The 12,435-nt window shown below is 41.3% G+C and carries 11 protein-coding genes; 8 read left to right on the top strand and 3 right to left on the bottom strand.

What is annotated here, in order from left to right:
* Positions 1 to 6: 6 nt before the first annotated feature.
* On the bottom strand, positions 7 to 1,041 hold the full coding sequence (ruvB, locus tag LV85_RS00825; RefSeq protein WP_111316281.1) for a Holliday junction branch migration DNA helicase RuvB: 1,035 nt from the start codon (positions 1,039 to 1,041) through the stop codon (positions 7 to 9).
* A 122-nt stretch (positions 1,042 to 1,163) separates the two neighbouring features.
* Between ruvB and LV85_RS00830 the strand changes: the two genes are divergently transcribed.
* The 5 genes from LV85_RS00830 (at position 1,164) to acs (ending at position 7,178) form a co-directional block, all read left to right on the top strand.
* Entirely contained in the window at positions 1,164 to 2,234 is a 1,071-nt protein-coding gene (locus LV85_RS00830; RefSeq protein ID WP_111316282.1) for an FAD:protein FMN transferase, read from the top strand.
* A 90-nt stretch (positions 2,235 to 2,324) separates the two neighbouring features.
* Complete coding sequence (locus LV85_RS00835; RefSeq protein WP_111316283.1) at positions 2,325 to 3,080, top strand: ZIP family metal transporter; 756 nt, start codon at positions 2,325 to 2,327, stop codon at positions 3,078 to 3,080.
* Positions 3,081 to 3,268: 188 nt separating this feature from the next.
* Positions 3,269 to 3,532, top strand: a complete 264-nt coding sequence (locus tag LV85_RS00840; protein WP_111316284.1) for a DUF4212 domain-containing protein — start codon at positions 3,269 to 3,271, stop codon at positions 3,530 to 3,532.
* A gap of 19 nt (positions 3,533 to 3,551) precedes the next feature.
* Positions 3,552 to 5,237, top strand: a complete 1,686-nt coding sequence (locus LV85_RS00845) for a sodium:solute symporter family protein (protein ID WP_111316285.1) — start codon at positions 3,552 to 3,554, stop codon at positions 5,235 to 5,237.
* Between the two features lie 48 nt (positions 5,238 to 5,285).
* Positions 5,286 to 7,178, top strand: coding sequence for an acetate--CoA ligase (acs, locus tag LV85_RS00850; RefSeq protein ID WP_111316286.1), 1,893 nt, complete (start codon positions 5,286 to 5,288; stop codon positions 7,176 to 7,178).
* Between the two features lie 61 nt (positions 7,179 to 7,239).
* Here acs and LV85_RS21995 read toward each other — a convergent pair whose 3' ends face one another.
* Complete coding sequence (locus tag LV85_RS21995; protein WP_158531116.1) at positions 7,240 to 7,413, bottom strand: hypothetical protein; 174 nt, start codon at positions 7,411 to 7,413, stop codon at positions 7,240 to 7,242.
* Between the two features lie 145 nt (positions 7,414 to 7,558).
* On the bottom strand, positions 7,559 to 8,776 hold the full coding sequence (locus LV85_RS00855) for a DUF4403 family protein (RefSeq protein ID WP_245942088.1): 1,218 nt from the start codon (positions 8,774 to 8,776) through the stop codon (positions 7,559 to 7,561).
* Between the two features lie 19 nt (positions 8,777 to 8,795).
* On the opposite strand from LV85_RS00855, the gene LV85_RS22290 reads away from it, so the two are divergent.
* The 3 genes from LV85_RS22290 to LV85_RS00865 all read left to right on the top strand — a co-directional run bounded on the left by LV85_RS22290 (position 8,796) and on the right by LV85_RS00865 (position 12,351).
* Positions 8,796 to 9,023: a hypothetical protein gene (locus tag LV85_RS22290; RefSeq protein ID WP_245942090.1), complete on the top strand. Its 228-nt coding sequence runs from the start codon at positions 8,796 to 8,798 to the stop codon at positions 9,021 to 9,023.
* Between the two features lie 10 nt (positions 9,024 to 9,033).
* Positions 9,034 to 9,369 (top strand): bacillithiol system redox-active protein YtxJ, encoded by a 336-nt coding sequence (ytxJ, locus tag LV85_RS00860; protein WP_111316504.1) that lies wholly within the window; start codon positions 9,034 to 9,036, stop codon positions 9,367 to 9,369.
* Positions 9,370 to 9,495: 126 nt separating this feature from the next.
* Positions 9,496 to 12,351: a TonB-dependent receptor gene (locus LV85_RS00865; RefSeq protein WP_111316288.1), complete on the top strand. Its 2,856-nt coding sequence runs from the start codon at positions 9,496 to 9,498 to the stop codon at positions 12,349 to 12,351.
* Positions 12,352 to 12,435: the final 84 nt, after the last annotated feature.

Below are 12,435 nucleotides of genomic sequence, written 5' to 3' on the forward strand. Positions count from 1 at the left end.
TTAAATCTACATCCCTTCGAACAAGCCACCGATTCCCTGAGAAGGCTTTATCTTCAAATGTTTATAAGCCAACTCTGTGGCCATACGACCCCGGGAAGTTCTCTTTAAATAGCCTTCTTGAATCAGAAAGGGTTCATATACTTCCTCAATAGTCTCTGCCTCTTCGCTACAAGCGGTGGCAATGGTACTCAGACCTACTGGACCTCCTTTGAACTTCTCAATGATGGTTAGGAGAATTCGGTTATCCATTTCGTCCAAGCCATTCACATCCACATCCAAAGCATCCAGCGCAATTTTTGATATTTCTAGGGTAATGGTTCCGTCACCCTTCACTTCTGCAAAATCTCGGGTTCTACGGAGTAGCATATTTGCAATTCTTGGCGTTCCTCGGCTTCTTCTTGCAATCTCATAGGCAGCTACTTCATCGATGGGAGTTTGTAGAATACCCGCAGAGCGTGTTACGATATCTGTCAATAGTTTGGCATCGTAATATTCCAATCGGGAATTGATGCCAAATCTGGCTCGGAGCGGAGAGGTCAACAAACCAGAGCGAGTAGTAGCTCCGATTAGTGTAAATGGACTTAGCGTAATTTGTACAGAGCGAGCATTTGGTCCCGAATCCAGCATAATATCTATCCGGAAATCTTCCATCGCCGAATACAAGTATTCCTCCACAATAGGATTGAGGCGGTGAATTTCATCTATAAAAAGTACATCCCCTTCTTCCAGATTGGTCAGTAAACCTGCCAGATCGGAAGGCTTATCTAGGACTGGACCCGAGGTGATTTTGATCCCAGCCTGAAGTTCGTTAGCTATTATGTGACTAAGTGTAGTTTTGCCTAAGCCTGGAGGTCCATGAAGAAGCACATGATCCAATGGCTCATTTCTATTCTTGGCTGCCAACACAAAAACTCGCAAATTCTCCACGATTTTGAACTGACCGGTAAAATCCTCAAAGCTTAAGGGTCTTAACGCTTTTTCATAATCTTTGTCCTTTGGGCTTAGACTTTCATCCTCCCCACTTAAATAATCTTCTCTCATAGTATATCCGTACGCACACAAATATAGAAAAATACGAATGCCTTCGCCTGCATTTTTGAATCCTTGGCTTTCCTTCGAAACTGGAAAATAAGCTTTAAATTTGCAGTCAAATTCAGAAAACCATGCGCCAAAACGCCAGAAAAAATATCATCTATTCTATCGTGTTACTTGTTGCCGTAATGCTGGTCTACTCCTGGCGAAATCGGGACAAGACGGAGACAACTGTCACCGAAACTCCTGTCAGCGTGGCAGGCAAGATGATTCTTTCTGGTAAAACCATGGGAACGACTTACAATATCACTTACCTAGATGAGGAAAGCCGTGATCTGCAAACTTCCATTGATTCACTGCTGGAAGTTTTCAACGAATCTCTTTCTACTTATATCCCCGACTCGGAACTGAGCCAATTCAACTTAGACGATACACTGGACTTCAAATTACCCTATTTGCTGCCTGTGCTAGAAGCTTCCAAGAAGGTCTATGATAATACCAATGGAGCTTTTGACCCAACAGTTGGACCACTAGTGAATATTTGGGGGTTTGGCCCTGGCGGACCAGAGCTTAAGGATAGTGTGGATATCAAAAATCTCTTAAAGACGGTAGGCTTCGACAAAATTGCATTTGATCAGAATCAGCTTCGCAAAAAAGTACAGGGAATCTATCTTGATTTTTCTGCTATTGCCAAAGGCTATGGTTCTGATGTAGTCGCAGATTATTTGAAGAATAAGGGAATTTCAAACTACCTGGTGGAAATCGGTGGAGAACTGGTAGCAAAGGGTCAAAATGAAAAAGGTGAGCTTTGGAAGGTAGGCGTGAATCGCCCGGAGGTATCTGCCAATGCATCTGCCCTATTAGGTATCATAGCCTTGAAAGATAAAGGAATGGCTACCTCAGGTAACTACCGCAATTTCTATGTGCGTGACTCTGTGAAAATCTCACACACCATCAATCCTGCCACTGGTTATCCTGTAAACCATACCTTGCTTAGTGCAACGGTTGTGGCGGATAATTGCATGATGGCTGATGCTTATGCTACTGCGATGATGGTGATGGGAAAAGATGAGGCAATCAGTTTGGATGAGAAATTAGATGAAATAGAAGTCTTTCTAATTTACGATGATGGTAATGGCGGATTTAAGACTTTTGCGAGTGAAAGCTTGAAGCCATTCTTATCTTTCCCACAAGCTAATTAATTTTAAATGCAACATTATTGAATTTTATTACCTTTGCCAGAGTTATAAGTTTCTCCTTTTCACCTGAAAAAAGAAAAGTAACTCAGTCCGATGGAAATCAAATTTTTACTTCTTTTTCTTACCGCCATGATCGCAGGATCATTGGTTTTTTTTGCACCCAATTTTAGAGAGAAGTACTTTCGCCTTGTACTGGTGTTTGCTGGGTCCTACCTCTTCTCGATTACGATACTCCATATTTTACCAGAGTTGTTTGACAGTGGATTTGATAGCAATAGAATGGGATTATACATTCTGATTGGGTTTCTACTGCAGCAATTACTGGAATTTTGGTCTAGTGGGATTGAGCACGGACATATTCATGCTCATGAACATCAGGGGAGTAAAGCCATGACCACGGTTATGCTGGGTCTGTTCATTCACGCTTTCCTAGAAGGGACTTTACTTTCGCATGGAGAATTGATGGATCAAGGAGAACATGTTCTTGGGCATGTACATAATAGCAAGACCGTATTGCTAGGAATTATTCTTCACAAAGGCCCAGCGGCATTTGCGCTGGCAGCGGTACTATCAAGCACATTAAGTAAGAAAACTACATTAATACTATTGACGCTCTTTGCCTTGGCATCACCGCTTGGTATGATGTCAAGCTCATTTTTGTTTGAAAGTGGAATTCTTGAAAAACAAGGCATAGGAATTCTATACGGATTGGTAGCAGGCGGATTTCTTCATATTTCCACCACCATATTTTTCGAAAGCAGCCCTCATCACAAGTTTCAGTTGAACAAGCTGATCGTAAGTTTTCTAGCAGCAGGTCTAGCCATACTATCTGAGTTTTTTATTAAATAATAGGTAAAGCATACAGCGCACATTTTTAGTTTTCTGATCGTTAGCTAAGCTCTGACCCAAAGAATCTCAGGCAATTTTCAGGGGTTACGGTAAAATTTCGATTATTTCATGGAAAACAGCTTGCATTCCTATGGATGCAATCGCTAGCTTCAAGGCTAGTTTTATTTTCTAAACATAAACCCTAACCTATGCCTGCCCAAAATGAAAAAATGAAAGCTTACTGGAGGAAAAACCTCCAAACACTTTTTATACTCTTAATCGTCTGGTTTATCGTTTCTTTCGGCTGCGGCATTCTTTTCGTCAATGAACTTAATGAATTTCGACTTGGCGGATACAAGCTTGGATTCTGGTTTGCCCAGCAGGGATCAATTTTCGCTTTTGTCATTCTGATTTTTGTCTATGTGGTACGAATGAACCGATTGGATAGGGAATTTGATGTGGACGAAGAATAACTTTTTGAGCTAACAAACTATGGAAATCTTAACCTGGACCTACATACTAGTAGGTATTTCATTCGCATTATATATAGGCATAGCCATCTGGTCCCGCGCTGGATCTACCCAAGAATTCTATGTCGCAGGTGGAGGCGTATCTCCACTAGCAAATGGCATGGCAACTGCCGCAGATTGGATGTCTGCAGCTTCCTTTATCTCCATGGCCGGAATTATTTCTTTTTCGGGATATGATGGCTCAGTCTACCTGATGGGTTGGACAGGAGGCTACGTTTTGCTCGCACTCTTGCTTGCTCCTTACCTTCGGAAATTTGGGAAATTCACTGTTCCTGACTTCGTAGGAGATCGTTATTACTCCAATACTGCGAAAGTGGTCGCGGTAATCTGCGCGCTATTTATCTCCTTTACTTACGTAGCTGGGCAGATGCGAGGGGTGGGAATTGTTTTCTCCAGATATTTGGAAGTTCCGATAGAATGGGGCGTGGTGATCGGGATGTGTATCGTGTTATTCTATGCTGTACTCGGTGGAATGAAAGGAATTACTTACACGCAAGTCGCGCAATACTGTGTCTTGATCTTCGCCTACATGGTTCCTGCGATATTCATTTCTATGCAGTTGACTGGGAATCCTGTTCCACAACTTGGATTAGGTGGATCAGTCGCTGATGGCACTCCCTTACTGGACAAGCTTGATGGAGTACTCGGAGAACTTGGTTTTGCGGCTTATACTTCCGGTAGGAAAAGCATTACGGATATGTTTATGATCACTTTGGCATTGATGGTAGGTACTGCTGGTTTGCCGCATGTGATCGTACGTTTTTTCACCGTACCTCGAGTGAAAGATGCTAGGCTTTCGGCTGGATATGCCTTGGTATTTATTGCTATTCTATATACGACTGCTCCTGCAATTGCAGCTTTTGGGATGTATAATGCTATAGAAAGTACTTCTGAAAAGAAGATTTCAGAGCTTCCTGCCTGGATTTCTACTTGGCAAAAAACAGGACTAATAGCGGTAGATGATAAAAATGACGATGGGAAAGTGCAGTACCTCGCAGATCCTACTGCCAATGAATTGAGCATAGACAGAGACATTATGGTCCTGGCAAGTCCAGAAATCGCGCAGCTTCCCAATTGGGTGGTTGGTCTAGTAGCTGCCGGTGGAATGGCCGCTGCACTTTCTACTGCTGCAGGACTATTATTGGTGATTTCTACTTCAGTGTCTAGAGATTTGTTCAAGACATTTAGACCCGACATTTCCGATAAGAAAGAATTGAGAATTGCTCGTATTGCGGCAGCAGGAGCAGTAATTTTAGCTGGTTATTTCGGTGTGAATCCCCCTGGTTTTGTAGCAGAGGTCGTTGCCTTTGCTTTTGGACTTGCAGCAGCCTCTTTCTTCCCAGTGATCATAATGGGTATTTTCTCTAGCCGAATAAACAAAGAAGGTGCTATCTCAGGAATGCTTACCGGCTTGATATTTACGCTGGGCTATATCGTTTATTTCAAGTTTATAAGTCCAGAATTAAACTCCGCCGAGCACTGGTGGTTTGGGGTTTCTCCAGAAGGAATCGGATCTATAGGAATGATACTTAACTTCATTGTATGTGTGACGGTCTCCAAATTTACCCCTGCTCCACCTCAAGCTGTGCAGGATATGGTGCAGGAAATAAGAATCCCACGTGGTGCTGGTAAAGCGCAGGATCATTAAATTAGAGCATATTTTACCCAAAATTGAAAACAATAAACCAAGATTATCATGAGTGACAGAATACATACCCTCAGCGGATACCTCTACGAATACCAAAAAAGTGTAACTCAGCCGGAAGAATTCTGGGCAAGGATTGCGGATTCATTTCATTGGAGAAAGCGCTGGTCTAAGGTATTGAAATGGAACTTTGATGAACCAGATATACAATGGTTTGTAGATGCTAAACTTAATATCACCGAAAACATATTTGAGCGTCATCTGTTTACCATAGGAGATCGCCCAGCTATCATTTGGGAAGCCAATGATCCAAATGAGGAAGGCAGGACACTTACTTACCGAGAGCTTTTTCACGAAGTGAACCGCTTTGCAAATGCCTTGAAAAGTAAGGGAATAGGTAAAGGGGATAAGGTAATCATCTATATGCCCATGGTGCCGGAATCAGCCATAGCCATGCTAGCCTGCGCCAGAATCGGCGCGATTCACTCGGTTGTTTTTGCTGGATTCTCTAGTTCAGCTCTAGCTGATCGAGTAATCGACTGTGAGGCAAAAGCAATTTTGACATCTGATGGGAATTTCCGAGGAAGCAAGAAGATCGCAGTAAAAGCTGTAGTGGATGAGGCTTTGGAAAAAAGCTCAGTGGAAACAGTGATTGTTTACGAGCGTACCAAACAGGATGTGACCATGAAAGAGGGTCGTGATCACTGGTGGCATGATGTGATCGCTGAAGAAGCTGATCTCTGTCCAGCTGAAGAAATGGATAGTGAGGACATGCTATTTATTCTTTACACCTCTGGCTCTACAGGCAAGCCAAAAGGTGTGGTTCACACCACAGGTGGATATATGGTTTATTCTCAGTATTCCTTTGACAATGTATTCCAATATTCCGAAGGTGATGTGTACTGGTGTACCGCCGATGTAGGCTGGATTACCGGTCACTCTTATATTGTTTATGGACCACTTTTGGCAGGAGCCACTACCCTGATGTTTGAAGGTGTTCCGACTTTTCCAGATGCTGGCAGGTTTTGGGCAGTAGTAGAAAAACATAAAGTAAATGTGTTCTACACCGCTCCTACAGCCATTAGAGCACTACAGGCCTACGGTACTGAGCCAATTAATAACTATGACCTAAGCTCTCTGAAAGTGTTGGGTTCAGTAGGTGAGCCGATCAATGAAGAAGCATGGCATTGGTATCACACACATATCGGGAAAAATAAATGCCCTATAGTAGATACTTGGTGGCAAACAGAAACTGGAGGAATCATGGTTTCTCCGATTGCTGGGATCACCCCTACCAAGCCTGCTTATGCGACTTTGCCACTTCCAGGTGTACAACTTTGTATTGTAGACCCTGAGGGCAAAGAACTCACAGGAAACTCTGTGGAAGGGAATCTCTGTATCAAGTTCCCTTGGCCTTCTATGATCCGAACGACTTATGGAGATCATGAGCGATGCAAGCAAACGTATTTCTCTACTTATAAGGGAATGTATTTCACGGGTGATGGTGTGAAGCGGGATCATGACGGATACTATAGAATCCTAGGGCGAGTAGATGATGTGATCAATGTATCAGGACATAGATTAGGTACTGCAGAAGTGGAAAACGCGATCAATGAGCATCCGAAAGTGATAGAATCTGCAGTGGTAGGTTATCCTCATGAAGTCAAAGGACAGGGAATCTATGCATATGTCATCTGTGATTTGACCAACCGAACAGAAGCTAACCTGGTCAACGAGATCAAAGAGATGGTTTCCCAAATCATTGGGCCAATTGCCAAACCAGATAAAATTCAGCTAGTCTCAGGATTGCCTAAAACTAGATCAGGAAAAATCATGCGCAGGATTTTGCGAAAAGTAGCTGAAGGATCTTTTGATAGCATGGGAGATACCAGCACCTTGCTTGATCCGGATGTGGTGACCAAGATTATTGAAGGGAAAAAGTAATATCCTTTTGAAGAATCAAAATACTAGAGCCAAGGTTTTCGATAAGAAGATCTTGGCTCTTTTATTCATTAGGTGCTGAATCATCTTCCTCCTCGTCCATTTGTATGGAAGAAACGATAGAATCAGGAGAGTCCATCTCCTGCTTGTAAAAATTGTGAATACCAACCATAAATGCCACTATCAATGACCACATGATACGTCTGATGTAACGAATGAGAGGGTGATAATTCATCATGCATTCTTCTTTACAAGAAATATTCCTTTTTTCATTATTGCCAGAATGTCAGATAATTAGCGTTTAAAGTTCTTTAGGGGTTTACTATAAAATGTCTGATTACGAATCGAATTTATTTTCAAAACTGTCAATTTTGATGGGTTTTCTATTTCCATTCTACATCCACTTCGCCAGCTGCTTTCATCTGGATTATCAAGCCAGTAGAGGTTGGATAAAAACCATCTGGAGCGACTTCTAAATCTGCGATTTTTAGATCTGCGATTGGTGTGCTAAGCCTTAGACGATCAGTGATACCTTCCAAACTCCCTTGCAAAACATTGCCTATTGGAAAAACAGCTTTGCTTTCAATCTGACGAATAATTTTACCTTTCTTCAATCCTACACTAGTCTGAGCTCCCAGATTGCCACTTTCCATTTTGAAATTGACATCTGTAAAAATTAGACTTTGAGTAGCTGCATCGTAGCTAGGTCTAGTGACTACGAAAAGTGTTCCTTGCAAGCTTTTTCCATTGGTTTGGACTGCGTCAAAGTCCATATTGATAGCCAATAAGTCACCGTATGCGCGGGTTTTTATGTTACTCGGAGTTAAAGTTGTCTTTTTATCAACTTTGATCAGCTTCCCTGCCACATTATTAGACAGGATCTGATCGAGCTGAGCATAACTTACAGCCAAAGGCATGATAAGATCTAGATGATTTTCCGACTGGTCATTGGGACTGAGTTTTGGCAGTGGAAAAGCCCTTGAAGGGGCGGCATCTACAGGATGTGTAATGATTTTGCCCTGCAAACCCAGCCAAACAGTTAGGTTTTCATTTTGGTCGAAAAAATTATGGAAGCGTACTTCGGTAGGTTGAATAGAAAAAGCAGTTGTGCCACCAAGCCAAGCCACTTCAAATGGCTTCCCAACCTGCGCCCAGGCTAAATCTACCAAAGTTTTCAAATCTGCAATAGATTTTCCATTGGTGAGATTTTTCTCTCCCCACTTGCTGATTTCCTTGCTCAGCAAGCCACTCAAATCTACCTGCATTCCTAAAATATCCAACTCCAAGCTTCCGCCTAAGTCAAGTAATTCAAAGTTGTCAACAGTAACCTTCCAATCGGAATTAATGGATGGATTCACGATAAAAACAGGACTGAACTCCTCATCGAGAGGTAGACGTGATTGAAATAAATTGCCCAAACCACGCTTCTTCAATCCTACCTCTCCTGCTATTTTCACAGGAACAGTCAACTGTATCCGCTGACTATCCAGCGCTGTCCAACTTATCTGACCATTTCTGCTCATGGTAAATTCACCTTCTATGCCACTGCCCATGTCCAGATTTTCCTCCGTTAGTAGAACTTGAGGGATTTGGCTGTTCATAAGTTTACTAAGAGTGTTTTTGGGAATTACCAGAGGCACATTCACAGCAGAAGTAGCTGCAGGCGGAGCTGTGGTAGGACCTGGGTCAAGCATTGGATTGACACTTTTGCAGGCAGATACCAACAGAATTGAAACAAGTAGCAAAGAGAAATATTTTGCGCTAGCAGGAATGAACTGTATTTTCATAAATGAAGTTTGGTTTGCAGTGGCGAATCTTTCTTCTGCAAGTATTGCCCCAAAAATATAAAATCACCAAAATGAATTGGAATAAACTAGATCAAGCTGAGCAAATACAGGAAATCAAAGCGCTAAGTAATGAAAAACCCGTCTTGATTTTCAAACATAGTACAAGATGCTCCATCAGCAGTATGTCATTAGATCGTTTGCTTAGAAAGTGGAAAGACTCGGACAGCGAGCAAGTGACACCTTATTTTTTGGATTTGATTTCACGTCGTGATTTGTCAGAATTAGTGGCAAAAGAGTTTCGGGTTCCTCACGAGTCCCCACAAGTATTGTTGATAAAAAATGGAGACGTTATTTATGATAATAGTCATTTTGGAATCTCCTATGCAGATATTATGGGCAAAATTTAGGCCTTCTGATATTTAAATGGTTTTTATACCATTTATCCAACCCAACATCCATTCTTATTTTTCCTCAGATGCAGAATAAACCTTTGACCTTGTTATTCGGTCAAAGAAGTAGAAATTTGCATAGACATGAAGAAAAACTACCACATTATACTACTGATTTTTAGCCTTTTAATAGGCACATCAGCATTTGGACAGCGACCAACAGGTCAAGATCGTCCTGAAAGAAAATTAAAAGGAACCGTCATGGACGGGAGCACCAAAACACCCATGGCTGGTGCCAATGTGCTTATCAAAACTGTTACAGATTCGCTTTTGGTCGGAACAGTTACAGATGGAAAAGGGAATTTTGAAATTGTAAGACCTAACATTCCTTCAGTAAAAATCGAAATCAAATTTATTGGTTACGAGACTATTTCTAAGACTCACTCAGGGAGAGATCCAATTGATCTTGGTGTATTGACGCTTGTAGAAGATGCACAAGTATTAGGTGAGGTGGTCATAGAGGGCCAAAACCCAATGGGTGAAATGAGAGGAGATACTACCTCATTCAATGCCAGCGCTTTTAAAACTAGGGAAAATGGCATGGCTGAAGACTTGATTGGTAAGATTCCAGGTGTTACCATCGCAAACGGTGAAGTTCAGGCTCAAGGTGAAGCTGTACAAAAGATTTTGGTAGACGGCCGTGAGTTTTTCGGTTCTGATCCTAATATTGCTTTGAAAAATCTGCCAGCAGAGTCAATAGATAGAGTAGAAATATTGGATCAAAAATCTGATCAAAGTAGATTGACTGGTTTCGATGACGGAACTTATACGAAGACTATCAATATCATTTTGAGAGAAGATCGAAAAAATGGCCAGTTCGGTAGAGTATATGGTGGATATGGTACAGATGAAAGGTATAATGCCGGTGGTAGTGTAAATTTTTTCAAAGGCGATAGAAGAGTTTCTGTCCTAGGATTGTTCAATAATATCAATCAACAAAATTTCTCCAGTGATGATCTTGCGGGAGTAAACGCCAACGCTTCTGGCGGTGGCGGAAGAGGACGTGGAGGTTTTGGTGGAGGCAATAGCAATTTCTATGGAGGCAATGATACTGGTATTATTACTTCCAATGCATTGGGACTTAACTATAGTGATAAGTTGGGCTCTAAGGTCAACTTTACAGGAAGTTACTTCTTCAACAATACACAGAATACCCTTCGCCAAATCACTAATAGACAAACCGTAATCAACGAAACTACTACGCAGAATTATCAAGAAAACTTGGTCAATTCTGTAGATAATTATAATCACCGTGCTAATGCCCGAATTGAAGCGGATCTGAATGATAAAAACTCCTTAATTATCACTCCGAATATTTCATTCCGTACAAGCAAAACCTTCTCTGATAGGGATGCCTTGACTTTAGCAAATGATACAGATTCACTTTCTTCACTGCGTTCTATTACGAATGCTGAGACCAACTCCTATAGCATCGCCAATAACCTGACATATCGCTATAAGTTTGACAAAAAAGGCAGAACTTTCTCTACAGATATAAATACCTCTTGGAGTAATAATGATCAAGATTCAGAGCTGGCTGGGGCTAGCAAGGATTATGGGAAAAACCAACTGGACACGACGCTGCAAGACACAGACTTACTGTCAAAGGGTTTCAACTATAGAATAAATGCTACTTTAACAGAACCTTTAAGTGAAAAATCCATTGCGACATTTGGCTATCAGATAGGAAACAACAAAACTGATTCAGATCAAAAAACAAGAGTATTAAACGATGAAAATATCCCGGTTTTAGATACTGCCTTGAGTAATGAATTTAACAACAAGTTTATCACGCAGAGATTGAGAACTGGCTATGCTTACAATAGTCAAGGCTGGAATTTGAGTGCTAATTTGGATTACCAATATGCTAAGTTGGATAATGAGGCTTTCTTCCCTACGGAAGGGGTATTTGTTCGTGATTTCAACAATATCTTGCCAAGCGCAAGCGTAAGCTATAGAAATAGAGAGTCTGGACTGAACTTCCGCTTAAGGTATAGAACAAGCACTGACGAACCTTCAGTAAGCCAGTTGCAAAATGTGGTGAATAACCAAAACCCATTGAGCCTAAGCGTGGGTAATCCAAATTTGGGTCAGAGTTTCCAAAACAGCATTTTTGCTAATATTGGTAAATTCAATATGGAGAAAAATCGTACCTTCTTCATATTTGCTAACATTGCTACAACCAAGGATTACATCGGTAGTAGCACCTACATTGCCGCTCAAGATACCTTGATCAATGGAGAGATTTTACTTCGTCCAGGAGGACAGATTTCTCAGCCTGTCAACTTGGATGGGAACTTTAGTAGCCGAATGTTTATGACTTATGGGGCTCCAATCAAAGGAATCAAAACTAATATCAATTTAAACACACGAGTTGGTTTCAGTAGATCTCCAGGACTTATCAACGGAGAGAAAAACATCAATGAGAATATTGATCTGGGTCAAGGAATTACCTTTACCTCTAATATTAGCAAGGATTTTGACTTTACGATCAGTACCACAGGTACCTACACGATTGTGAACTCAAGTTTGCAAGAGAATTTAAATAACAATTACTATATCCAAGAATCAAATCTTCGCTTATATTACTCTCCGAATGATGGAAAGCTATTTGTTGGAAATACGGTAAACAATAGCTTATACCGTGGACTTTCAGAAGGATTTGATCAGTCTGTATGGCTCTGGAACATGGAAGCCGGTTATAGATTCGCTAAGAACAATAAGGCAGAGCTAAAGTTAGTCATCTTCGATTTGCTTAATCAGAATAATAGCATCACCCGAACCATTTCAGATGTATCCGTGTCCGATGTTTATACCAATGTCTTGACCAGGTATGGTATGCTGACCTTCACTTACATTCTGGGTAATTTCAAACAGCCAGAACCGTCTGACCAACCTTGGCAAAGAAGAGGCCCTTCTAGAGGTGGAAGAACTTGGTAAAGTGTGATTTTCGCGTTTTGATTTAAGAATTACGAAATCTAAGAATCCTTATACCGACTGGAGAAATTCAGTCGGTTTTTTTAT

The sequence above is a fragment of the Algoriphagus chordae genome, from assembly GCF_003254055.1.
In the GTDB taxonomy this organism is placed as follows: domain Bacteria; phylum Bacteroidota; class Bacteroidia; order Cytophagales; family Cyclobacteriaceae; genus Algoriphagus; species Algoriphagus chordae.

Excerpts from the sequence above, each read along its gene's own strand:
- ruvB (WP_111316281.1), bottom strand. The coding sequence starts at position 1,041 with ATGAGAGAAGATTATTTAAGTGGGGAGGATGAAAGTCTAAGCCCAAAG.
- LV85_RS00830 (WP_111316282.1), top strand. The coding sequence starts at position 1,164 with ATGCGCCAAAACGCCAGAAAAAATATCATCTATTCTATCGTGTTACTT.
- LV85_RS00835 (WP_111316283.1), top strand. The coding sequence starts at position 2,325 with ATGGAAATCAAATTTTTACTTCTTTTTCTTACCGCCATGATCGCAGGA.
- LV85_RS00840 (WP_111316284.1), top strand. The coding sequence starts at position 3,269 with ATGCCTGCCCAAAATGAAAAAATGAAAGCTTACTGGAGGAAAAACCTC.
- LV85_RS00845 (WP_111316285.1), top strand. The coding sequence starts at position 3,552 with ATGGAAATCTTAACCTGGACCTACATACTAGTAGGTATTTCATTCGCA.
- acs (WP_111316286.1), top strand. The coding sequence starts at position 5,286 with ATGAGTGACAGAATACATACCCTCAGCGGATACCTCTACGAATACCAA.
- LV85_RS21995 (WP_158531116.1), bottom strand. The coding sequence starts at position 7,413 with ATGATGAATTATCACCCTCTCATTCGTTACATCAGACGTATCATGTGG.
- LV85_RS00855 (WP_245942088.1), bottom strand. The coding sequence starts at position 8,776 with ATGAACAGCCAAATCCCTCAAGTTCTACTAACGGAGGAAAATCTGGAC.
- ytxJ (WP_111316504.1), top strand. The coding sequence starts at position 9,034 with ATGAATTGGAATAAACTAGATCAAGCTGAGCAAATACAGGAAATCAAA.
- LV85_RS00865 (WP_111316288.1), top strand. The coding sequence starts at position 9,496 with ATGAAGAAAAACTACCACATTATACTACTGATTTTTAGCCTTTTAATA.